Raw genomic sequence first — 22,778 nt, forward strand, 5'->3', positions numbered from 1 at the left:
TGATCACGGAGAGGGGGAGCATGACCACGACGGTGGCGCAGCTGCGGGCGGCGCTCGGGGAGCAGCCGTGGCTGGACGAGGCGGTCGCGCGGGTCAGCGCCGAGCCGGGGGCGATCGGGCGGCTGTTTCCGGCCGCTGGGCGCAAGTGTGGACGTGAGCCGGTGGCGCCCGGGTGGAGCGCCGACGAGGCCGCTCGCGCGGTGCTGCTGGACGCGCTGCCGGCCGACCGGATCAGCGGCGAGGTAGCTGACCTGTACCGGTACGGGGACGCGGCCGAGAAGCGGGCGGTGCTCAAGGCGTTGCCGCTGTTGCCGATCGGCGGCGACGCGGTGCCGCTGCTGCACGACGCGATCCGCACCAACGACACCCGACTCGTGGCCGCCGCACTGGGCCCGTACGCCGCACACCTGGACCCGCCCGCGTGGCGGCAGGCCGTGCTCAAGTGTGTCTTCATGGGCGTGCCACTGTCCGCGGTGGACGGCCTCGGCGACCGCGCCGACGCCGAGCTGGCCGGCATGCTCGCGAGCTTCGCCGAGGAACGCCGAGCCGCCGGCCGGGACGTACCGGCCGACGCGCTCGCCGTGCTGGAGAGCCTGAGGGAGGGCTGATGCGCATTTTCGACCCGCACATCCACATGACCTCACGGACCACCGACGACTACGAGCGGATGGCGGCGGCGGGGGTACGCGCGCTCGTCGAGCCGGCGTTCTGGCTCGGGCAGCCGCGCACGAACCCCGGATCGTTCGCCGACTACTTCGACGGGCTGGTCGGGTGGGAACCGTTCCGGGCCAGCCAGTTCGGCATCCGGCATCACGCGACGATCGCGCTGAACCCCAAGGAGGCCAACGATCCCCGCTGCCGGGGCGTGCTCGACCTGCTGCCCCGGTACCTGGAGAAGGACGGTGTGGTGGCGGTCGGGGAGATCGGGTATGACTCGATGACGCCCGAGGAAGACGAGGTCTTCGCCGCCCAGCTGGCCCTGGCGGTCGAGCACGAACTGCCCGCGCTGGTGCACACCCCGCACCGCGACAAGGCGCGCGGCACCGAACGCAGTCTCGCCGTGGTCGACGAGTCCGGCATCGCGCCGGACCGGGTGGCGATCGACCACCTCAACGAGGTGACCGTCAAGCTCGTCCGGGACACGGGGTGCTGGCTCGGCTTCTCCATCTACCCGGACACGAAGATGTCGCCGCCCCGGATGGTGGAGATCCTGCGCGAGTACGGGCTCGAACGGATGCTCGTCAACTCGGCCGCCGACTGGGGGCGCTCCGACCCGCTGCTGACCCTCGCCACGGGTGAGGCGATGCTGGCGGCGGGGTTCAGCGACGACGACGTCGACCGGGTGCTGTGGCGCAACCCGGTCGAGTTCTATGGCCAGTCCGGTCGGCTGCGACTGTCTGACGTGGACGGTGCCGAACCGACGTTCGAGGGCAACTCGATCCTGCGCGGAGGCAGCTGATGCACCTCAGCTACTGCACCAACGTGCACCCCGCCGAAGACCTCGACGGCATCGTGCGGCAGTTCGACGCGTACGCCGTCGCGATCCGCCGCCACCTCGACGCCGACGTGCTGGGCCTCGGGCTGTGGCTGGCCGCCCCGGTGGCCCGCGAGCTGGCGGCAGACCCGGCGGCCCGGCGGCGGCTGCGGCACGAGCTGGACGTCCGGGGGCTGGAAGTGGTCACGCTCAACGGGTTCCCGTACGAGGCGTTCCAGGCACCGGTCGTCAAGCACGCCGTGTACCACCCGGACTGGACCACCCGGGAGCGCCTCGGCTACACGCTCGACCTCGCTCGCGTACTGGTCGACCTGCTGCCAGCCGGAGCCGACCGCGGCTCGATCTCCACGCTCCCGCTCGCATGGCGCACGCCGTGGGACGCGCGGCGGAAGGAAGCCGCGAGGCGGCATCTCGACGAGCTGGCCGGCGTACTGTCCACGCTGGAGCGGCCGATCCGGGTCGGATTCGAGCCGGAGCCCGGCTGCGTCGTCGAAACCACGGCACAGGCGGCAGAAGCGCTGTCCGATGTGGACGCCGAGTGGCTCGGTGTCTGCCTCGACCTCGCACACCTGGCGTGTGCGTGGGAAGACCCCGGCGAGGCGCTCGACCGGCTGGCCGCCGCTGGGCTTCCGGTGGTGAAGGTGCAGGTGTCCGCCGCGCTGGAGGCCGCCGATCCGGTCGGTGCCGCGGATGTGTTGCGGCGGTACGTGGAGCCGCGCTTCCTGCACCAGACGCGCTCGGCGCTGGGGCCAGCCGCAGACGACCTCGACGAGGCGCTCGACGCGCGGCTGCCCGGCCCGTGGCGGGTGCACTACCACGTGCCGCTGCACGCCGAGCCGGCCGCACCGCTCACGTCGACCGTGCCGGTACTGCGGGCGGCGTTGCGGGAGCTGATCCGGCGGGACGCCTGCGACCACTTCGACGTGGAGACGTATACGTGGGGCGTGCTGCCCGAAGAGGCCCGCCCGCGCACCGACGCGGACGTCGCCGCCGGCATCGCGGCCGAGCTCGCGTTCGCCCGCAACGAACTGCTGATGGGGGTCGCCTCGTGAGTAAGAAGCTGCTCGTCATCGACGTCGTGGGGCTCACGCCGAAACTGCTCAAGCACATGCCGAGACTGCGATCCGTTGCCAGCAAGGGATTCCAGGCGCCGCTCGGCACCGTGCTGCCGGCGGTCACGTGCACCGTACAGTCCACGTTCCTCACCGGCGCGCCGCCCGCCGAGCACGGCATCGTCGGCAACGGCTGGTACTTCCGGGAGCTGGGTGAGGTGCTGCTGTGGCGGCAGCACAACGCGCTCGTCGGTGGCGAGAAACTGTGGGACGCCGCGCGCCGCGCCGAGCCGGGCTACACGGTCGCCAACATCTGCTGGTGGTACGCCATGGGCGCCGACGTCGACTGGACGGTCACGCCGAGGCCCATCTACTACGCGGACGGCCGCAAGGAGCCCGACTGCTACACGTTTCCGCCGGAGCTGCACGACGAGCTGACGAGCGCGATCGGCCCGTTCCCCCTGTTCACGTACTGGGGACCGGGCGCCGGCCTGCCCTCGTCACGGTGGATCTGCCAAGCCGCCGAACGGGTCATGTCCACACACGACCCCGACCTGACGCTCGTCTACGTTCCGCACCTCGACTACGACCTGCAGCGCTTCGGTCCCGGGGCACAGGAGGCGGTCGCGGCCGCCCGAGAGCTCGACAAGGTGCTGGCGCCCCTCCTCGACGCGGCCGCCCGACGGGGTGCCACGGTGGTCGTGTTGTCGGAGTACGGCATCACACCCGCGCGCCGTCCGGTCGACGTCAATCGCCTGCTGCGCGCCGAGGGGCTGCTGCGGGTGTACACACAGGACGGCATGGAGTACCTGGACCCGTGGACGTCCCGCGCGTTCGCGGTCGCCGACCACCAGATCGCGCACGTCTATGTGAAGGACCCGGCGGATGTGCCGCAGGTGGCGAAGCTGTGCGCGGCGCTTCCCGGGGTCGCCGACGTGCTCGACGAGCAGGGCAAGGCCGCGCACGGGCTCGACCATCCACGCTCCGGCGAGCTGGTGCTGGTGGCCGAGCCGGATGCCTGGTTCACGTACTACTACTGGCTCGACGACGGCAAGGCGCCGGACTTCGCCCGGCTCGTCGAGATCCACCGCAAGCCCGGGTACGACCCCGCGGAGCTGTTCTTCGACCCGGCCGCCCCGGGAGCCGCGAAGAAGCGCGCGGCGGTCGCCCTGGCGCGCAAGAAGCTCGGCATGCGGTACCTGATGAGCGTGGTCGGGCTCGACGCCGGTGCGCGGGCGGTGCGCGGCTCGCACGGCCGGTTGCCCGACGATCCCGACGACGCGCCGGTGCTGCTCTGTTCCGACCCGTCCGCCGCCCGCGACGGGTTGGCGGCCACCGAGGTGAAGGGCTTCCTGCTGGACCTGGCGGGACTATGACCATCGAGGCGGCTCGCGAGTCGGACGTCAGGGAGCTGCGCGAGCGGTTCGACGCGGTACTCGCGGGCTTCATCGACCGGCAGGATCCACAGTGGCCGGACGGTGCCCCGCGCGGCGTACTGGCCACGATCCGGCGGTTCGTGCTCGCCGGCGGCAAGCGGCTGCGGCCGATGTTCTGCTACTGGGGCTGGCGCGGCGCCGGGGCACCGGACAGCGACGAGGTGGTGGCCGCGGCCGCCGCGCTGGAGTTGTTCCACGCGTTCGCGCTGATCCACGATGACATCATCGACGGGAGCGACCGCCGCCGCGGCGAGCCGTCTGTCCACAAGGTCTTCGCCGAGCTGCACACCCGCTCGGCGTGGCGCGGCGACCCGGCCCTCTTCGGCCGCAATACGGCGCTGCTCTGTGGCGACCTGTGCGCGGCGTGGGCCGACCAGATGTTTCAGGAGTGTGGCCTGCCCGCCGAGCGGATGCGGCCCGGGTACGCCGTCTTCGCGCACATGCGCACGGAGGTGATCGCCGGGCAGTACCTCGACCTTGTCTCCGGTGTCGGTGACGGCTCGGTGGCCAGCGCGCTGACCGTGATCCGGATGAAGGCGGCGCGGTACACGGTGACCCGGCCGCTGCAGATCGGTGGTGGGTTGGCGGGCGCTGACCGGGCACTGCTCGCCGCGTACGCCGAGTTTGGCGACCCGCTCGGCGACGCGTTCCAGCTCCGCGACGACGTCCTCGGGGTCTTCGGCGACCCGGCTGTCACCGGCAAATCCGTTTTGGACGATCTCCGGGAAGGCAAGCCGACCGTGATGATGGCGCTCGTACGCAGCCGCGCCGACCGGGCGCAGGCGGATCGTCTCCGCGACCTGTTCGGCAACCCGGACCTGGACGCGGGTGGGGCGGAGGAGCTGCGTGCGATCATCGTCGACACTGGCGCGCTGGATCGGATAGAGCAGATGATCCGGGTACGCGCCGAGACCGCGCTGGCAGCACTGGAGAGCGCACCGCTGTCCCCTGACGCTGCTGAGGCCCTGAACGCACTAGCAACTCAAGCGGTTAATCGAAACATGTAACAGAAAAATCAACCATAGGTCTGGTGCCGCGGCTAGGAGATCATCTACTGTCGCGCCTCGGGGAGGACGTCTATGGCCGCGAACGACCAGGTCACCACGGAAGTCGACCACGTCGATCAACAAGCCCAAGTTGTGGTGCCGCGCCAGCGAACGCCGCAGCGCACGGGCTGGCGCCCGCTGCATGTCGCGATGATCGGCCAGAAGGGGATGCCCGCCACGTACGGCGGGGTGGAGCGGCACGTCGAGGAGATGGCGAGCCGCCTCGCCAGCCTCGGGCATCGGATCACCGTGTACTGCCGCGACAGCTACGGCGAGGTCACCGAGCCGATGTACCGGGGCGTGCACCTGCGACGGGTACGCACGGTGGCGAGCAAGCACCTCGACGCGATCGTGCACAGTGCCGCTTCGTCGCTGGTCGCGATCCGGTCGCGCCCCGACATCGTGCATTACCACGGTCTCGGGCCGGGCCTGGTGGCGCCGTTGCCGCGTGTGCTGTCCCGCGCCAAGGTGGTGCAGACCGTGCACGGGCTCGACAATCACCGGTCAAAGTGGAGCCGCGTTGCCAAGGCGGTGCTCGGCACGGCGTACTGGATGAGCGGGTACGTGCCCGACGCCCGGGTCGCGGTGTCGCGCGGGCTCGCCACCCACTACGCCGATCGGTTCGGCCGGCTCACGCGGTACCAGCCCAATGGGGTCAACGCGCCGGTGCACGTGCCGCCGGACCAGATCGTCGAGCGGTTCGGCCTGACGCCGGGGCGGTACGCCCTGCTGGTCGGGCGGTTGGTTCCGGAGAAGGCCGCTGACATGCTGATCCGTGCGTTTCGCCGATTGCCGGGTGACCATCGGTTGGCCGTGGTAGGCGGGTCCTCGTACACGGATGAATTCGTCGCGGAGCTGAAGGAACTCGCGGCGGGTGACCCCCGCGTGGTCTTCACCGGTTTCGCGTACGGTGACCTGCTCGCGGAGCTGTACTCGCACGCGGCCGTGTTCGTGCAGCCGTCACGCGTCGAGGGCCTGCCGCTGACGTTGCTGGAGGCGGCGTCGTACGGCGTGCCGATCGTGGCGAGCGACATTTCGCCGCATGTCGAGGTGCTGGAGCGCGACGGGCACGGGCGGCGCCTCTTCCGCGACGGTGACGAAAACGACCTCGTCAGCGCGCTGGAGCGGGCGCTGGCCGACCCTGCCGCCGAGCGGCGCGGCGCCAAGAAACTCGCCGAGCGGGTGCTGGACGAATACAACTGGGACGCGGCCGCCAGGGAACTGGAGCGCCTCTACCTCGACCTAGCCCGCCGTTGACGCAAGAGCACCCCACGAAAACACTCGCTTCGCTCGCGTTTCCGCAGGGACCCCGCTAGATTGAGCCGACTTTGCCGGGCCGGCTGGGTTGGTCGGGACGTGGCGGCGGAGCGAGAAATCACAGGCTAGGCAAAGGGACGTGACCGTACTCGTGCAAGGCCGGCCTCGACCGGTCGGGACGGCGCTGACCGTAGCCGCGGCGTTACTGGCTGCCGCGACTGCGGTCGTCGCCGGCCTCGCCATGGACGGCGGCCAGCGGATGCGTGTCGTGCTGCCGCTCGCGGTGGCCGCTGGCGTGCTGGTGGCGGTTCTGGCAGTGACCCGGTTCGCGGCATACGTCCTGTTGATGCTCGCCGTCCGGTCGTGCGTCGACCTGTTCAAGCTGAGCGGTCCGACAGCCGGCACGGGCGGCGATGGTGGATCGGTGCGCGTGCTCGACCCGTCGACGCTGGTCGGTGTGCTTTTTCTGGTCGCGGCCGGGCTGTGGCTGGCGGCGCAGTACCGGGCCCGGGGACGGTTGAACTCGTCGCCGCTCGGCGTCGCGTTGCTGCTGGTCGGCGCGACCGGCGCGGTCAGCACGCTCGGCTCGGCGCGGCCGTCGAGCAGCGCGCTCGACGTGCTGCGGGTGCTGACCGTCGTGGCGATGTTCCTGGTGCTGGAGCAGCTCCTGCCCGACGATCGCGCGGTGCGGCGGGTGCTGCTCGCGGTGTACGCGTCGCTGGCGCTGGCGCTCGGATACACCATCGTGGCGTCGCTGCTCGGGTCGCCGCCGTCCGAGGTGAAGGGCAGCTTCGTCCGGATCAGCGGGCCGTTCAGCCAGTCCACCACGTTCGGCCGGTACCTGATGTTCCTGGTGGTTTTCGGCTTCGGCGTGTACCGCTTCCTCAGCGGTCGGGCGCGGGTGGCGCTGGGCGCTTTGCTGGTCCTGTCATTGGGCTTTCTGGTGTTGACCAACACCCGCGGCGCCATCATCGGCACCGCCCTCGGGCTGCTCGTCGTGGCCCTGCTGCACCGCAGCGTGCGGATGCTGGCGGTGCTGTGCGTGGCGGCCATCGCGGCGGTCTCGCTGGTGCCGGCGGTGGGGGAGCGGTTCGCGCAGCTCTCCGCCGTGCGCGATGTGGGCGGCGATCCGACCGGCAACACGCTGGCATGGCGGATGGCGTACTGGTCGGAGATCGTCTCGCTGGCGAACCAGAACCCGGTCACCGGCATCGGTCCCAACATGACCCAGCGCGCGACCGAGGAAGCCAAGAAACCGCACAACGACATCCTGCGGGCGTACGTCGAAACCGGCGTCCTCGGGCTGTTGGCGTATCTGGCGTTGCTGTTGATGTGCCTGCACACGGCGGCGCTGGCGTTGCGGCGGGCGCCGCCGGGCACGCTGGCGCGCGGGATCGCGGTCGGGTTCGCCGGATGCGCGGTCGCGTTCGTCGCGGTGAGCGCCGCGTCGAACGTCATATCCAATGTGGTCACCCTCTGGTATTTCGTGGCGTTCGCGGCGGCCGCTTCGGCTGTGGCGCGCGGTGTGTCGTTTTTGGGGAGCGATAGTGGAGATCGTTGATTACCTTCGGGTGGCCCGCCGGCGACTGTGGGTGCTTTTGGGTGTGCCGCTGCTCGCGGCGCTTGCCGTTGGAGCGTTCGTCTTCCTGTCGCCGCAGCGATACACCGCGACCAGTTACGTGGCCGCGCCCGCGCTGGTCGGCGGCTCGGCCGCGCAGCAGTTCACCGGCACCCAGGGCGCCAACCAGTTCGTGGCCGCCTTCAAGGCCGCGGCCACGTCACCCCGCGTGCTCGACGAGGTGGCCGCCGACACCGGCGTGGCGACCGGCACGCTGCGCGACGGGCTGGCGGTGACCCAGGTGGGTGCGAGCAGCCAGCTCACCGTCGCGTACACATCGACGAAACGCTCCACTGTGGAGCCGGTACTCGCCGCGACGGCCAAGCGGGCGCTGGACTTCCTCTTCTCGTCGCAGGTCAACATCGCCACCGAGCAGGCGCGCGCGGCGAGCGCCGACGTGACCGAGGCGACCAAGGCGATCGCCGACTGGGAGAAGGCCAACAAGGTCTCGCAGCCCGACAAGCTGTACCAGGCCACGCTCACCGAGATGGCCTCGCTCAAGCAGCAGAAGCTCTCCATGGAGGCGGTCGGCAACACTCGGGGCGCCACCGCCGCGAAGTCGGCGATCGACGCCGCGCAGAAGCGCCTCGACGAGCTGGGCCCGAAGCTGCCCGACTACCAGGCGCTGCTGGCACAGCGGGACGCGGCGACGAGCGCGCTGTCGCAGGCGCGGCAGGGGCTCCAGGGCGCGCGGGCGCAGGCGCAGGCGGCCGACCCGGCCCAGGTCACCAGCGTGGGTGAGGTCAACCAGGTCTCGCGGGTACGCGCGCTCGCGATGAGCGTGCTGCCCGCCGCGGGTGCCGGGCTCCTGCTCGCGGTCCTGCTCGCCGTCGTACTGGAGTTCGCGTCCCGCCGACCACCGCTGGTCCCGGCACACACGTGAGCACTGAGACGGCCACCGCCGATCGTCATGTCCGGGGAATGGCTCGCGGCGGGGTCCTCAACCTCGCCGGCGCCATCTGCGGGCAGGCGGCGCTGTTCGCCGTCATGCTGCTCCTGGCCAGGGTGCTGGGCAGCGACGACGTCGGCCGGTACGCCCAGTGCTACGCGGTGCTGGCACTACTCGGCCTGCTCTCACTCTCCGGGTTCCGGGCCGGGCTGACCCGATTCGTCGCCGTACACCTCGCCGACGACGACCCGGCCGGTGTACGCGGCACCGTGCGGCTCGGCCTGGTGATCAGCTTCGCCGGTTCTTTGGCGATCGGGGCGGGCCTCTTCGCGCTGGCCCCGGTGCTCGCCGACGCACTGCACGACCCGTCGCTGGTCACCGGGCTGCGGCTGGTGGCGCTGGCCCTGCCGGCGTCGACCGTGTGCGAGGCGGCCCTGGCGGCGACCCGCGGCTGGCGCACCCAGCGCCCGTTCACCGTCATCGGGCAGGTCTACGAACCCGCCTCCCGCCTCGCCCTCACGGGGCTGGCCCTCGCCTCCGGCTTCGGCCTGACCGGCGCCCTGTGGGCGGTCGTGATCGCCTCCTGGTCAGCGGCGCTGCTCGCGTTGGGCGCGCTGGTGCGACTCATGCGCCGCGTCGCACCGGCCGAGCCCGCGTACCGGCCCCGTGAGCTGTTCAGCTTCTCCACCGTCAGCTGGGCGTCGTCGCTCGCCTCGACCGGCCTGATCTGGCTCGACACGCTGCTGCTCGGCGCGTTCGGCAACGGCGACATCGGCGTCTACAACGTCGCCACCCGGCTCGTCACGCTCGCGATCTTCGTACTGGCACCCATCAACGCGGCCTTCGGCCCGTACATCGCCTACCTGTACCGCCAGGGCAAGCTGCCGGAGGTGCGCCGGATCTACGCGGCGGCCACCGGCTGGGTGGTGCGGCTGTCGCTTCCGGCGTTCGTGGCGCTGCTCGTCTTCCCGGCGGACCTGTTGCGCTTCTTCGGCGGTACGTTCGCCACCGGCGCCACCGTCACCGTCGTGCTCGCCGTCGGACAGCTTGTCAATGCGGCCACCGGACCCTGCGGCACGCTGCTCAACATGTCCGGCAAGGTCTGGCTCAACATGGTCGACAACGTGGGAGCGCTCGTGCTCAACGTGGCTCTCAACCTGTGGCTCATCCCCGCGTACGGTGTCATCGGCGCCGCCGTCGCGTGGAGCGCCTCGCTGGTCGCCGTCAACCTGGCGCGGGTCACCCAGGTGTGGGCGCTGGTGCGCGCGGTGCCGGTCAGCGAGGGCATGCTCAAGGGGCTGCTCGCCGGAGCGGCGGCTCTCGGTGCCGCGCTCGTCGCACGCTGGCTCCTGTCTGGCTCTATCCAGCTGGCCGCGGGGCTTACTACGATTATCGCCGTCTATGTCGGCGTGGTGCTCGCTCTCGGCCTGTCCAAGGAGGACACCATGGTGCTCCGATCCGTGCGAGCCGAGCGGGCCGCCGCGTGAGCCGGCGGACCACGCTGGATGGCATGCGCCGGGCGGTGCGCAGCACCCGGGCCTGGGCGCGGGCCGTCGCTCCCGGCGCGCTGCCCGACTTCCTGATCATCGGCGGCCAGCGTTGCGGCACGACATCGCTGCACAACTACCTCGCCGAGCACCCGCAGGTGCGCCCCGCCACCGGCAAAGAGCTCCAGTTCTTCAGCATCCACTACGGGCGCGGCGAGCGGTGGTACCGCGGGCACTTCCCGGCGCCGATGGCCGGGCGGCAGTCGTTCGAGGCCAGCCCGTACTACCTTTTCCACCCGCGGGCCGCCGAGCGTGCCGCGGTGACGCTGCCACAGGCCAGGTTCATCGCGTTGCTGCGCGACCCGGTCGAGCGCGCGTACTCCCACTACCTGCACACCCGTTCGTACGGCGCCGAGCCGCTGTCGTTCGGCGACGCGCTGGCAGCCGAGCATGACCGGCTGGCGTGGGCACTGCGGGCCGGCCCCGACAGCCGCGCCGCGCACGCCGTGCTGCGCCGGTTCTCGTATGCGGCCCGCGGGCGGTACGCGGAGCAGTTGGAGCGCTGGTTCCGGCACGTGCCCCGGTCACGCATCCACATCGTGCGCAGCGAAGACTTCTACGCCGACCCTGCCACGACGTACGCCGAGATTCTGCGCTTCCTGGACCTCGAGCCGTACCTGCCGCCCCGCTTCGCCCAACACACGAGGCGCGTCGAGTGGGGCGCCCCACCCCGGCAGGCCCGCGACTCCCTCCGCGCCTACTTCGTTCCCCATAACGCTCGCCTCGCCGAGCTACTGGGCTGGCCAGACCCCTGGCCCGCTTGATCGAGCTCCGATGATCCCGGCTTGTCCACACAGCGGGAACCGTCGGCCCGATGTGACCGTCTCATCGCCATGACCATCGCTCGCACCGTTCGCGCCACCACCGCAGCAGCGCTGCTGGCGCTCGCCGCGGCCTGCGCACAGAACTCCGGCGGCACCGCCCCCGAGGCCGCCGATCAGCCCGACCCCAGCGACGTCGCGCTCCGTGTGGAGTACACCGGCGGTTTCCTCACCCCCGCGATGATCGCCGGCCGGATGCCCATCGTGACCGTGTACGGCGACGGCCGGGTCGTCAGCCAGGGCCCGCAGATCGCCATCTATCCCGGGCCGGCGCTGCCGAACGTCGAGGTACGCCAGATCGACGCGGCCACCGTGACGCAGCTCATCGACAAGGCGGTCGCGGCCGGCGTGGGCAAGACCGCCGACTTCGGCCAGCCGGGTGTCGCCGACGCGCCGACCACCCGGTTCACCGCGTTGACCGCCGCCGGGCACGTGACCACCGAGGTGTACGCGCTGGTGGAGGCCGGCGACTCCACCGGTCTCACCGAGCAGCAGACCGCCGCCCGCACCAAGTTCCGTGACCTGTACACCGAGCTGACCGGCCTGCCCGACAAGTCCGGTACAGCCAAGCCGTATGAGCCGACCGCGCTCGCGGCGTACGCCACACCGTGGGTCGCGCCCGACGCGGCGCTCGGCAACCAGCCCGAGGTGGCCTGGCCCGGCTCGGAGCTGCCCGGCGCGTCGCTCGGCCAGCAGCTCAACCTGGGTTGCGTGACCGTGACCGGCGACGGTGTGCAGAAGGTGCTGGCGGCGGCCGCCAAGGCCAACTCTGCCACGCCGTGGACCTCGGCCGGCAAGCGCTGGAACGTCATCTTCCGCCCCCTGCTCCCCGACGAGTCCGACTGCGCCAAGGTCGCCACCCGCTGACGAGCCTTCAGGATCGCCCGGATCTCCCGTCGCACCGCTGCGTGTCGCTGCGCAGCCGCTGGCGGGAGAACCGGGCGTCTGGGTCTTGGGACTTCGATCAAGCGGTCGGTTCGCTGGTGCGATAACGTAGGTGAATGTTCGCCGCCGCGCCCACCCTGCGAGGCCCGCGTGGGCTGCGCCGGTGGCTGCGATTGCTGCGCGGGCTGGCGATCCTGGCGATCGTCGCGGGTGCCTGGGCCTGGCAGCCGGCGCCGGAGAGCGCCGCACCCGTCTCCGCGCCCGCCTATACGGCGGCGCACACGACCGATAGGGCCGACCAGGCGACCGTGTCGCTGGTCGAGGAGCCGGAGGCGCCGGCGGAGCCGGCCGCTGAGAGCGGGCCGGCCGTCACGCCTGACAAGGGCGCCACTCCCCGCGGCACCGACCTCTCGACGGTCGGCGTGCGCGGGCCGCCGCGCTGACGAGCCTTTCGCCCCTCTCGTCATCCCTCTCCGCCCCTCCACCTTGGGTGAGGTGTATCTCATGGACCCCTTCCAGACGGCTGTCCACATCTTCGAATCCGACTTCCGCGGCGCTGTTCTCATCTGGCTACTGCTCGTTTCCGTGGCGGCGCTGCCGTTCGTCCTGATGTCCATCCCGGCGTGCGAGGAGCGCCGGGCGCGAAAGGCCCGCCGGGCGCAGCGTGTGGTGCGGCGCCGGCCCGAGAACACACCGGCAGAGCTGCGTCGGTACGCCGAAGAGGTGGCCGTCGCCGCCCGGCGCGCCACCGTGATGGCGGAGCGCCGGAGAGCCGCGTGGGCCGGCGTGTCGCGCACGCAGGAGGCGACCTGGCGGGCGTACGACGAGGCGGTCGAGGCCGCCCAGCGGGCCACCCAGGCCGAGGCGTTCACGGTGCCGGATACACCGTCCACACCGGACGAGCGGACGGCGCGGCGGCGGCACCTGGAGCGGACGGCGACACTCGCGCTTCGCAGGGGCGACCTGACGGCCGCGGAGTACGGCGACATCCTGGCGCACCGCAACGGCTGGGACCCGTACGCGCACCCCTTCGAGCAGGACACGAAGTTTTGCGTGCTGCGCCGGGAACGGCTGCGCCGGGCGTGCGCCACACTGTCGAGTGTGGAGCGTTCGGCGTGGCAGGCGGCCGAGGTGGCGATGGCGGCCCAGCGCAGCCTGAGCGAAGAGGCGGCCGAGGCGGCGCTGCGTGTACGCCAAGCGGAGATTCGTGAGCGGGCGAAGGCCCAGCGGAGCTGGCGGCTGCCGCAGAAGGCAGCGCGCCCGGCTGTCGCGTGGAGCGCCGAGACGGTTGTCATCCCGGCGATCGACACGGTGCCGATCCCGCGCCCGGCTCTTACGTAGGCCAGGCCCCCGTCAGCCGGGCCAGCTTGAGGGCCAAGTGCAGACACAGGCGTTCGCCGCCGTCGCGCAGGTCGGTGCCGGCGAGCTGCTCGACGCGCTGAAGGCGGTAGTAGAGGGTGGTGCGGTGCAGGCGTAGGCGTTCGGCGGTGGCGTGCGCGTTACCGGCGAGGTCCAGATAGGTCTCCAGGGTTTCCAGGAGCACGTGGCTTGACTCGTCGGGCATCAGCCGTTCGAGTCCAAGGTGGACAGAGGTTGTGGTGTCCATCTTGGACAGTACGCGGTAGATGCCGAGACCGGACCACGTCACCACCCGCCCGAGTGCGGGCAGGCGCGCGGCGACCCGGCTGGCATGCAGCGCCTCGTCGTAGGAACGCGCCGCGTCGGCCAGAGCCGGATACGTCGTGCCCACGCCCACGGCGGTGCCGACCACCGAGGGCAGTCCCCGGGTGGCGCCGCGCAGCGCCTCGTCGAGATGGTCGGCGGTGGCCTCCGGCGACGGCCGCCCGGCGTTTCGCGAGCCGCACAAGACCAGTACCCCATGGTCGTGACGGGGCAGATGGAGCGCGCCTTTCGGTCCGAGCCAGCGCCGCGTCAGTACCAGAGCCTGCTCCAGCGCGATGCGCGTGACCTCGTCGGGCGCCTCGCCCGGCGCGACGACGAGGTGGCCGACCAGAGCGGTCGTCGGACCGTCCGCGCTGATCACGCCCTCCTCCAGGAGGGCCTGGGCGGCGCGCTCGCCGCCTTGGTCGACGAGCAGCGACCGGGCCGCTTCCGACTCGCGCTCGGCGGTCAGCTCACCGAGCAGGTTCTCCCGATACAACGCCAGCGACAGGTCGGACATCGTGTCGAGCGCCGCGTCGACCTCGTTGTCGGTCATCGACCCGTCCGCGTCGATGAACCATACGAAGCCGAGCAGCAGGTCGTCGTGGCGCACCGGCAGGCAGATGCGGGGGAGCAGGTCGAGCTCGGGGCAGGCGGGCGTGCGCACCGGCTTGCGGGCCTCCAGGATGCCGGCACGCCGGAACCACGTCATCACCTCCGGCGTGGTGTGCCGGCGCAGGATCGAAGCCCGCCGGACGGCGTCCATCGGTTCCGCGTGCTCGCTGTATGCGACCACGCGTTGCCGCCGGTCTTCGATCAGCGCTGGTCGTCCGACCCGGGCGGCGACGGCGTCGACGGTGCGCTGGAGCTCCCCATGCATCGTCCTACCCTTGACGGATTCCGGCCCGCCGCGCAAGCGTTGCGGGCATGGTCGATGTGGCGGTGGTGGGTGCGGGGATCGTCGGTGCCGCCTGCGCGCTCGCGTGCGCGCGGCGCGGGCTGTCGGTCGTCGTGCTGGAGCGCGGCGGTCTCGTCGCCGGCACCACCGGCTCCGGTGAGGGAAACCTGCTCGTATCGGACAAACCGCCCGGTCCCGAGCTCGACCTGGCGCTGCTGAGCCTGCGGCTGTGGCGGGAGTGGGCGCCTGAGCTGGGCGACATCGAGCTGGAGGCCAAGGGCGGTCTCATCGTCACGCGGAGCGACGCGGCGCTCCCGGCGCTGTCGGCCGCCGCCCGCGCGCAGGCGGTCGCGGGCGTGCTCGCGGAGGAGCTGGACGCGGCCGCCGTTCGCGAGCGCGAGCCGGCCATCGCACCCGACGTCGTGGGCGGTGTTTACTACCCGCAGGACATGCAGGTGCAGCCGGCGAGGGCCGCCGCGGCCATGCTGGCCGCCGCGCGGGATCTGGGTGCTCGGGTACTCCTGCGTACGCCCGCCGTGGCGGTGCGTCCCGATGGGGTGGACACGCCAACGTCTTCCGTGACCGCGCGCTGGGTCGTGAACGCCGCGGGCGCGTGGGCGGGTTCACTCGGCACCGCACTGCCGGTCGCGCCCCGCCGCGGGTTCGTGATGGTGACCGAGCCCGTCGGGCGGCTGATCCGGCACAAGGTGTACTCCGCCGAGTACCTCGACAACGTCGCCTCGGACGCGGCCAGCATGCAGACGTCGACGGTCGTCGAGGGCACCCCGGCCGGCACCGTGCTCATCGGGGCGACCCGGGAACTGGTCGGCTTCGACCCGGCACTCAGCCACGACGCGGTCGGTGCGCTCGCCCGGGGCGCGATCGCGCTGTTTCCGGCGCTCGCCGGCGTGCGCGCCATCCGCGTGTACCGCGGCTACCGCCCCTTCGCACCGGACCACCTGCCGGTGATCGGCCCCGATCCCGGGATGCCCAGCCTCCTGCACGCGCACGGCCACGAGGGCGCGGGGATCGGCCTCGCCCCCGCGACCGGTCACCTGATCGCACAGTCGATCGTCGGGGAGACCCCAGACCTGGACCTCACGCCCTTCGACCCGGCGCGCTTCCTCACCGCAACCCCTACCCCCCTTCCGTGATCAGGGCGTCCCTCAAGTCGTTAGAGCGACTTCAGGGACGCCCTGATCACGGAAGGGGGTACGTCGGGGTGCGTATGCGCGGGGCTCCCGGTCGCGCTTTCCGGCGTACTCGATCACGCTCGCCGCCCGACGACGCGCCGTGCGCGGATCGGAAGCATCGGGTCATGACCACTACCTTGCCCCGACTCGATGATCCCGATACCGCGGCTCGGGCTCGACCAGGGCCGCTGGGCCGCCTCGCCGGGCTCGCCTACCGCCGGCGCGGGCGGGTGCTGCTGGCGTGGGTGGCCGCGTTCGCGATCGCGTTCGGCGTGTCCGCCGCCTTCGGTGGTGACTTCACCGCCGACTACTCCGCACCGGGCTCTGACTCGAAAGCCGCGCAGGACCTGCTGGCCGAGCGTTTCCCGGCCCGCGCGGGCGACACCGTCGACGTGGTGGTGCGCGCCGACGGTGCGGTCACCGATCCCGGTGTACGCGGCGAGGTGGCCGCCCTGCTCGCCGAGTTGGCGCGGCTGCCGCACGTGGCCGCCGTCGAGGACCCGTACGCCACTCCCGGTGCTATCTCCGCCGACGGCCGTACCCTGCTCGCCCGCCTGAACCTCGACGTCACCAACCCGGTCGACATGCCGGTCACGGACACCGAGCGCCTGCTGGCGGCCGCCGATGACGCCGCCCGGCCGGGCCTCGACGTCGCGCTCGGCGGGCAGACGATCCAGCAGGCCGACGCGGGCGAGGTCGGTTCGGAGGGCATCGGTCTGCTGGCCGCGGCCGTCATCCTGCTCGTCACGTTCGGCTCGGTGGTGGCGGCGGGGCTTCCGATCGGTGTGGCGCTCGCCGGCCTCGCGGTGAGCGGTGTGCTCGTCGGTGCCGTCGCCCGGTTGATGGACGTACCCGACTGGGCGCCCGTGCTCGGCTCGATGCTCGGCATCGCCCTGGGTATCGACTACGCGCTGCTGATGGTGACGCGGTTCCGGGAGTGGCGCGCCGCTGGGCTGGACCCGGAGGCCGCGACCGTGGCGACGCTGGAGACCGCCGGCCGGTCGGTACTGGTGGCCGGCGCCACCGTCACGGTGAGCATGCTCGGCCTGTTCGCCATGGGTCTGTCGTTCATGAGTGGCGCCGCCGCCGTGACGATGGTCGCCGTGTTCGTCGTACTGGCCGCGGCGCTGACGCTGTTCCCGGCGCTGCTGGGTTATCTCGGCCGGTGGATCGACCGGCTCCGGCTGCCACTGGGGCACCGTGGCACGGCCGCTGTCGTCGACGGTCACCTGGTGCCGGCGCGCGGCTGGACGTGGTGGAGCCGGCTCGTCGGGCGGTACCGCGTGGTGGCGGCGCTGGCCGGGGCCGCGCTGCTGCTCCTGCTGGCCATGCCGTTCCTCAATGTCCACATCGGATTCCCCGACGGCGGCAACGATCCCGACGGTACGTCGAACCGCCGCGCGTACGACATGGTGGCCGACGGGTTCGGACCGGGCGCCAACGGGCCGCTGCTTGTCGTGACCGATCTGTCCGGTGTGGACGCCGGACCGCTCATGTCACGCCTCGCGAGCGACCTCGCCGCGACGCCCGGCGTCGCCGCGGTGGCGCCGCCGCGGCTCAACCCCGCTGGCGACGCGGCGATGCTCATGGTCGTGCCGGCCACCGGGCCGCAGGAGACCGCCACCGAAGACCTGGTGCGCACGATCCGCGACGACGTCATCCCGGACACCGGCGCTCGGGCGCACGTCGGCGGGGTGACCGCCTCGACGATCGACTCCAACGTCAACATCGCGAAGCGGCTTCCGTTGCTCATCGGCGGCGTCGTGCTGCTGTCGATGCTGCTGTTGATGCTGTCGTTCCGCAGCCTCCTGATCCCGCTGACCACGGCCTTGATGAACCTGCTCTCGGTCGCGGCGGCGTACGGGGTGGTGGCCTTCGTGCTGGACGGCGGCTGGGCGGGCCAGCTGATCGGCATCGACACACCGACGCCGATGGCCGGGTTCAGCCCGGTGATCATGTTCGCGATCCTGTTCGGGCTCTCGATGGACTACCAGGTCTTCCTCCTCAGCCGGATGCGCGAGACGTGGGTGAAGACCGGTGACAACGGGCGCGCGGTGCTGGCGGGGCTCGCGGGCACCGGCCGGGTCATCACGGCGGCGGCCGCGATCATGATCGCCGTGTTCGCGGCTTTCGTGCCCATCTCGGACGTCGCGGTGAAGGTGCTCGGCTTCGGGATGGCGGTGGCGATTCTCATCGACGCGACCGTCGTGCGGATGCTGCTCGTACCCGCGGTCATGCACCTGCTCGGCCGGGCGAACTGGTGGCTGCCGGCGTGGCTGGACCGGTCCCTGCCGCAGTTGCACGTCGAGGGGCGACCGGATGTCGGCGTGCCGGTGGCCCCGTTCCGACAGTCGTCGGAAGACGCGGCGCTGCGCGCTCCCTAGCGTGACGCCATGGTGAGTTGGTTCTGCGGGATGGGCGTGTGCTTCGCGTGCGCCGGCCCGCAGAGCCCTCGCACCTGCGTGCCGGCGCCCGCCGGCCCGGTGGAGTGTCCCGAGCCGGATGTCGTGGTGGTCGGTGCCGGCCCCGGAGGGCTCTCGGCGGCGGTCGGCGCGGCGGGCTCCGGTGCCGCCGTCGTGGTCGTCGACCTCGGCGCCCGGCCCGGCGGCCAGTACCTGCGGGCGGCTCGGCATCCGCTCATCGAGCGGGCGGAAGCCCACCCGCGGATCACCTTCGTCCAGGGGCACGAGGTCTGGGCGGCGGGTCCCGGCCTACGCGTTGGCGATCGCGAGTTGCGGCCCCGGGCCGTGGTGCTCGCGACCGGCGGATACGACCGAGTGGTGCCCTTCCCCGGGTGGGACCTGCCGGGCGTGGTCACCGCGGGCGGCGCGCAGGCGCTGGCGAAGGGCCAGGGAGTCCCCATAGGACGGCGGGTACTGGTCGCCGGCACCGGGCCGTTCCTGCTTGCCGTGGCGGCCAGTCTCCGTGAGGTCGGCGCCGAGGTGGTCGCCGTCGTCGAGGCGTCCCGCCTGTCGCGCTGGCTGCGGCACCCGCGCGCGGTCGTGGGCTCGCCGGGCCGGCTGGTCGAGGCCGCCCGGTATCTGCGGGGCACCGCCGTGTGGCATGGGCAGCGGGTCACGGCTGTCGAACGGTACGGCGATGGGCTGCGCGCGCTGGTGTCTCCAAAGGACCGTTGGGTCGAGGTCGACGCGGTGTGCGTGGGACACGGCTTCACACCGTCGATCGAGCTGGCCGTGGCGTTGGGCTGCGACACCCGCGTCGACCCGCGCGACGGCAGCCTCGTGGTGACCGTCGACGACGCGCAGCGCTCCAGCGTGCCGGGCGTACTGGTGGCCGGCGAGGCGACCGGCGTCGGCGGTGCGGCGCTCGCCATGGCCGAAGGCGCCATCGCGGGACTCGCGGCGGCCCACCACATCGGACTGATCGACGATCGCGCCCTCGCTGCCGCGACCGCATCGCACCGGCGTACCCGCGCTCGCCGGCTCCGGTTCGCGAACGCCCTGCACGCCGTGTACCCGGCACCGGACGCGGTGCCGCCGGACGGCACCGTGCTGTGCCGCTGTGAACGGGTCACGGTGGGGCGGGCGCGCGCCGACATCGTGCGGTACGGCATCGACGACGTGCGGGCGCTGAAGCTGCTGACCCGGGTCGGGATGGGGATGTGCCAGGGCCGGATGTGCGGCCGGACGGCGCTCGCCCTGCTGCGCGCCGAGACGGGACAGGTGCCGGACCCGGTGGCGTTCGCCCGGCGGCCGTTCGCGTTCCCGGTACCGCTCCGCACGCTCGCATCCCTCGACGGAAAGGGTGGACATGCGTAGCCGGCTTGTACTGCATGCCGTGGATTCCCACACCGAAGGCATGCCGACCCGGGTGGTGACCGGCGGCGTCGGCGTGCTGCCCGGCGCGACGATGCTCGAACGCAAGCAGCTCTTCGAACGCGACCGGGACGGCCTGCGCCGGCTGCTGATGTTCGAGCCGCGCGGCCACTCGGCGATGTCCGGTGCGATCCTCCAGCCGCCCACCCGCCCGGACGCCGACTACGGCGTGCTCTTCGTCGAGGTGTCCGGATGCCTGCCGATGTGCGGGCACGGCACGATCGGCGTGGCCACCGTGCTGGTCGAGACCGGAATGGTGCCGGTCGTCGAGCCGGTCACCACGATCGCGCTCGACACCCCCGCCGGGCTGGTGACCGCCGAGGTCGCGGTCGACGGTGGGCGAGCGCGCTCGGTCACCATCCGCAATGTCGATTCGTTCCTGCTGGCCGGCGACCAGAAGATCGAGGCGGGTGGCACCTTTCGATACGACATGGCGTTCGGCGGCAACTTTTACGCCATCGTGGAGGCTTCGGAGCTCGGCCTGCCGGTCGAGCCGTCGACGACACCGGAGCTGATCCGGCGCGGCTTGCAGATCATGGAGGCGATCAACGAGCAGGCGATGCCGGTGCACCCCGGTAACCCGGCTATCAGTGGCTGCCGGCACGTCCAGGTCGTCGAGCCGGGGCGAGACGGCGCCGACTCGCGCAACGCCGTGGTCATTCACCCCGGATGGGTGGACCGGTCCCCGTGCGGCACCGGTACGTCCGCGCGGATGGCGCAGCTGCACGCCCGCGGCCGGCTCGACCTCGGTACCCCATTCGTCAACGAATCCGTTCTCGGCACCCGGTTCACCGGCCGGCTCATCGCCGAGACCACAGTGGACGGCCGACCGGCCGTCGTGCCGACGGTGACCGGCCGAGCCTGGATCACCGCGACCGCACAGTACCTACTGGACCCGGAAGACCCCTTCCCGGAGGGTTTCCTGCTCTGACGGTTTCCCACTCTTCACAAGAGAGGTGTAGAAATGCGGCTGCGAAGATTGACGGTAGTGGCGACAGCGGCGGTGGGCCTGATCGGGTCCGCCGCCGTCGCGGTAACTCCGGCCGAGGCGGCCAGCTACGCGGGCGCCTTCAAGCCGGTGGACCCGCAGAACTGGCAGAACCCCGACGACATGACCTGGGACGACTACACGCCGGTGCCGGGGCGCAACTGGAACGACCCGTCGGTGGCCGGCTCGGTGCGAAACTTCAAGATCGCTCTGGTACTGGTCGACTACCCCGACCAGCCCTTCGTGGTGACCCAGCCGGCGGGGTCGACCATCTTCGGCAACCCGCAGCCCAGCGCCGCCAACATTCCCACCGACCAGGTGGCCAAGCACTACACCGATCTGCTCAACACCCCGAACGCGCTCAACCACGGTCGCACCCTCCACGACTACTGGATGGAGGATTCGGGTGGCCGGTACGGCGTCGAGCTGACGGGATTCGGCCCGTACACGCTGCCGAACAAGTCGTACCACTATGGAATCACCAACGACATGAACCCGGGCATGTGCCCGACCGGCGAGACCTGTAACAGGAACATCCGCACCGACGCGCGCGCCGCTTGGCTCGCGGCGGTCGGCCAGGAGGTCATCGACCAGTACGAGCAGATCTTCTATCTCGGCGCGGGCCAGGACGAATCGTCGACCTGGCAGGAGTTCGGGATGATGAAGTTCAACAACAAGGAAGACGTGACCGACGCGTGGGGCCCGCCCGACCCGGCGATGAACAACTGGTCCCGCACCCGGTACGTGGAGTGGACGTCGTGGCAGTCGGCGGCCAGCATCTGGCCCAACGCCAGCGGCAACTCGTCGACACAGGCCGAAAGCTCCGGCATGAGCGTGTACGCGCACGAGCTGAGCCACCTGCTCGGCATCGGCGACAACTACAACAACCCGTACGCCACACCGGTGCGCCGCGCGTACTCGGGCATCTGGGGGATGCTGTCGCGCGGCACCTTCAACGGACCCGGCGGCCCGCACACCAGGTGGAAGATTCCGGCCGTCGAGGGCAGTTCGCTGGGCGCCCAGCACATGCTGCGCGACAAGATGAAGATCGGTCTGGTCGCTCCCGACGACGTGCTCAAGGTGTCGCGCGAGGCGCTGGCCAGTTCCGGTCTCGTGGTGGCCACGGTGACCGCGCGTTCGGCGTACACCGGCGAAGGGCTGGCCGGCGTCAACGTCGCGATGAACCAGGACCGTTCGCCGGCGTGCACGGTCGCGACCGATCCGCTGTGCGACGGCGGCAACTACAACAACTACACGGTCGAGGTGGTCGACCGGGTGGGTGCGGATTCGTTCACGCCGGACCGCGGCGTGCTGCTCAGCAAGACGAAGAACGCGGACAGCGCGCCGTTCGTGTGGGTCGTCGACGCGCACCCCGAAGACATCAACATGGTCGACTATCGCAAGCCGGACGGTACGCCGGTGATGATCACCATGGGTGACTACCGGCAGCTCTCCGACGCCCTCTTCCACTCCGGCACCGACTCGGGCAGCGACTACGAGTACGTCGACGAGGCCAACGGGCTGCACTTCTACGTGCTCAACGCGGTCCACGACGGCGCCGGCATCCTCCAGTACACGGTGGCGATCCGGCCGCTCGACCGCAGCGCCGACCCGCAGACCCGCGGCCTGAAGCTGTCGGCGGGTGAGGTGACCGCCGGCCGGCCGACCCGCAACGGCGCCACGTGCACGTTCGATCTGACCAACACCGGCCAGTTCTTGGGGATGGGCGCGGTGCCGCACCCGACCGACGTCTCCACATACGTCAAGGCGGACGTGTACCGGCTGTCGGCGCAGGTGGCCGGCAAGGGGTACCGGGCATGGCTGCCGCACGAAATCACCACCGCGCGGTTCGGCCAGAGCACGAAGGTCCACGTATCCGTCGGGGCGACCGCCGACGCGGCCGGCACCGGTTTCGTGAAGCTCACCGCCACATCGGAGAGCGACCCGACCAAGACCGTGACCCGGCAGTGCCGGGTCGAGAAGGGCTGAAAGCCGAGCGCCTACCGGCCGTCGATCCGCTCGACGACCGGTAGGCGCTCAGCTGGTGCTTCGGTCCCTACTGGACGTTGACCCGAACCGAGTCGAACGCCGGGATCTGGTTGGCCCGCTGCATCATCGGCGGACGGTGCGAACCGTCACCAGCCCACGCCGCGCA

Annotated in this window: 19 protein-coding genes; 18 read left to right on the plus strand and 1 reads right to left on the minus strand. The window is 71.4% G+C overall.

What is annotated here, in order from left to right; genetic code table 11:
• Nucleotides 1-20: 20 nt before the first annotated feature.
• The 13 genes from QMG73_RS31975 (at nt 21) to QMG73_RS32035 (ending at nt 13,387) form a co-directional block, all read left to right on the plus strand.
• Nucleotides 21-608, plus strand: a complete 588-nt coding sequence (locus QMG73_RS31975; protein ID WP_281901896.1) for an EboA domain-containing protein — start codon at nt 21-23, stop codon at nt 606-608.
• Nucleotides 608-1,459 (plus strand): TatD family hydrolase, encoded by an 852-nt coding sequence (locus tag QMG73_RS31980; protein WP_281901898.1) that lies wholly within the window; start codon nt 608-610, stop codon nt 1,457-1,459. The genes QMG73_RS31975 and QMG73_RS31980 overlap by 1 nt, the downstream gene beginning before the upstream one ends.
• Nucleotides 1,459-2,547 carry a metabolite traffic protein EboE gene (gene eboE / locus QMG73_RS31985; RefSeq protein WP_281901901.1) on the plus strand — a complete coding sequence of 363 codons (1,089 nt, stop codon included), beginning with the start codon at nt 1,459-1,461 and terminating at the stop codon, nt 2,545-2,547. The genes QMG73_RS31980 and eboE overlap by 1 nt, the downstream gene beginning before the upstream one ends.
• A complete protein-coding gene (locus QMG73_RS31990) occupies nt 2,544-3,923 on the plus strand; it encodes an alkaline phosphatase family protein (protein WP_281901902.1) in 1,380 nt (459 codons plus the stop codon). The genes eboE and QMG73_RS31990 overlap by 4 nt, the downstream gene beginning before the upstream one ends.
• A complete protein-coding gene (locus tag QMG73_RS31995) occupies nt 3,920-4,990 on the plus strand; it encodes a polyprenyl synthetase family protein (RefSeq protein ID WP_281901904.1) in 1,071 nt (356 codons plus the stop codon). Before QMG73_RS31990 ends, QMG73_RS31995 begins: the two co-directional genes overlap by 4 nt.
• Before the next feature lie 72 nt (nt 4,991-5,062).
• Nucleotides 5,063-6,286, plus strand: coding sequence for a glycosyltransferase family 4 protein (locus QMG73_RS32000; RefSeq protein WP_281901906.1), 1,224 nt, complete (start codon nt 5,063-5,065; stop codon nt 6,284-6,286).
• 139 nt (nt 6,287-6,425) lie between these two features.
• Nucleotides 6,426-7,847 carry an O-antigen ligase family protein gene (locus QMG73_RS32005; RefSeq protein ID WP_281901907.1) on the plus strand — a complete coding sequence of 474 codons (1,422 nt, stop codon included), beginning with the start codon at nt 6,426-6,428 and terminating at the stop codon, nt 7,845-7,847.
• Entirely contained in the window at nt 7,834-8,787 is a 954-nt protein-coding gene (locus QMG73_RS32010; RefSeq protein WP_281901909.1) for a Wzz/FepE/Etk N-terminal domain-containing protein, read from the plus strand. The genes QMG73_RS32005 and QMG73_RS32010 overlap by 14 nt, the downstream gene beginning before the upstream one ends.
• Nucleotides 8,784-10,280, plus strand: a complete 1,497-nt coding sequence (locus QMG73_RS32015; protein ID WP_281901911.1) for a flippase — start codon at nt 8,784-8,786, stop codon at nt 10,278-10,280. Before QMG73_RS32010 ends, QMG73_RS32015 begins: the two co-directional genes overlap by 4 nt.
• A 23-nt stretch (nt 10,281-10,303) precedes the next feature.
• Nucleotides 10,304-11,104, plus strand: coding sequence for a sulfotransferase family protein (locus QMG73_RS32020; RefSeq protein WP_281901913.1), 801 nt, complete (start codon nt 10,304-10,306; stop codon nt 11,102-11,104).
• Between the two features lie 69 nt (nt 11,105-11,173).
• Nucleotides 11,174-12,028 (plus strand): hypothetical protein, encoded by an 855-nt coding sequence (locus QMG73_RS32025; protein ID WP_281901915.1) that lies wholly within the window; start codon nt 11,174-11,176, stop codon nt 12,026-12,028.
• A gap of 134 nt (nt 12,029-12,162) precedes the next feature.
• Nucleotides 12,163-12,489: a hypothetical protein gene (locus QMG73_RS32030; RefSeq protein WP_281901917.1), complete on the plus strand. Its 327-nt coding sequence runs from the start codon at nt 12,163-12,165 to the stop codon at nt 12,487-12,489.
• A 61-nt stretch (nt 12,490-12,550) separates the two neighbouring features.
• Nucleotides 12,551-13,387 (plus strand): hypothetical protein, encoded by an 837-nt coding sequence (locus tag QMG73_RS32035; protein ID WP_281901919.1) that lies wholly within the window; start codon nt 12,551-12,553, stop codon nt 13,385-13,387.
• Here the strand turns inward: QMG73_RS32035 and QMG73_RS32040 are convergent.
• A complete protein-coding gene (locus QMG73_RS32040) occupies nt 13,380-14,588 on the minus strand; it encodes a PucR family transcriptional regulator (RefSeq protein WP_281901921.1) in 1,209 nt (402 codons plus the stop codon). The genes QMG73_RS32035 and QMG73_RS32040 overlap by 8 nt on opposite strands.
• Nucleotides 14,589-14,635: 47 nt before the next feature.
• Here QMG73_RS32040 and QMG73_RS32045 point away from each other — a divergent pair, with 47 nt between their 5' ends.
• The 5 genes from QMG73_RS32045 to QMG73_RS32065 all read left to right on the plus strand — a co-directional run bounded on the left by QMG73_RS32045 (nt 14,636) and on the right by QMG73_RS32065 (nt 22,612).
• A complete protein-coding gene (locus QMG73_RS32045) occupies nt 14,636-15,760 on the plus strand; it encodes an NAD(P)/FAD-dependent oxidoreductase (RefSeq protein ID WP_281901923.1) in 1,125 nt (374 codons plus the stop codon).
• Nucleotides 15,761-15,924: 164 nt separating this feature from the next.
• Nucleotides 15,925-18,183, plus strand: coding sequence for an MMPL family transporter (locus QMG73_RS32050; protein WP_281901925.1), 2,259 nt, complete (start codon nt 15,925-15,927; stop codon nt 18,181-18,183).
• 9 nt (nt 18,184-18,192) lie between these two features.
• Entirely contained in the window at nt 18,193-19,578 is a 1,386-nt protein-coding gene (locus tag QMG73_RS32055) for an FAD/NAD(P)-dependent oxidoreductase (RefSeq protein WP_281901927.1), read from the plus strand.
• A 19-nt stretch (nt 19,579-19,597) separates the two neighbouring features.
• Entirely contained in the window at nt 19,598-20,566 is a 969-nt protein-coding gene (locus QMG73_RS32060) for a proline racemase family protein (RefSeq protein ID WP_281901929.1), read from the plus strand.
• Nucleotides 20,567-20,599: 33 nt separating this feature from the next.
• Complete coding sequence (locus QMG73_RS32065) at nt 20,600-22,612, plus strand: M6 family metalloprotease domain-containing protein (RefSeq protein ID WP_281901931.1); 2,013 nt, start codon at nt 20,600-20,602, stop codon at nt 22,610-22,612.
• Nucleotides 22,613-22,778: the final 166 nt, after the last annotated feature.

Source organism: Phytohabitans aurantiacus (genome assembly GCF_027923225.1).
GTDB lineage: Bacteria > Actinomycetota > Actinomycetes > Mycobacteriales > Micromonosporaceae > Phytohabitans > Phytohabitans aurantiacus.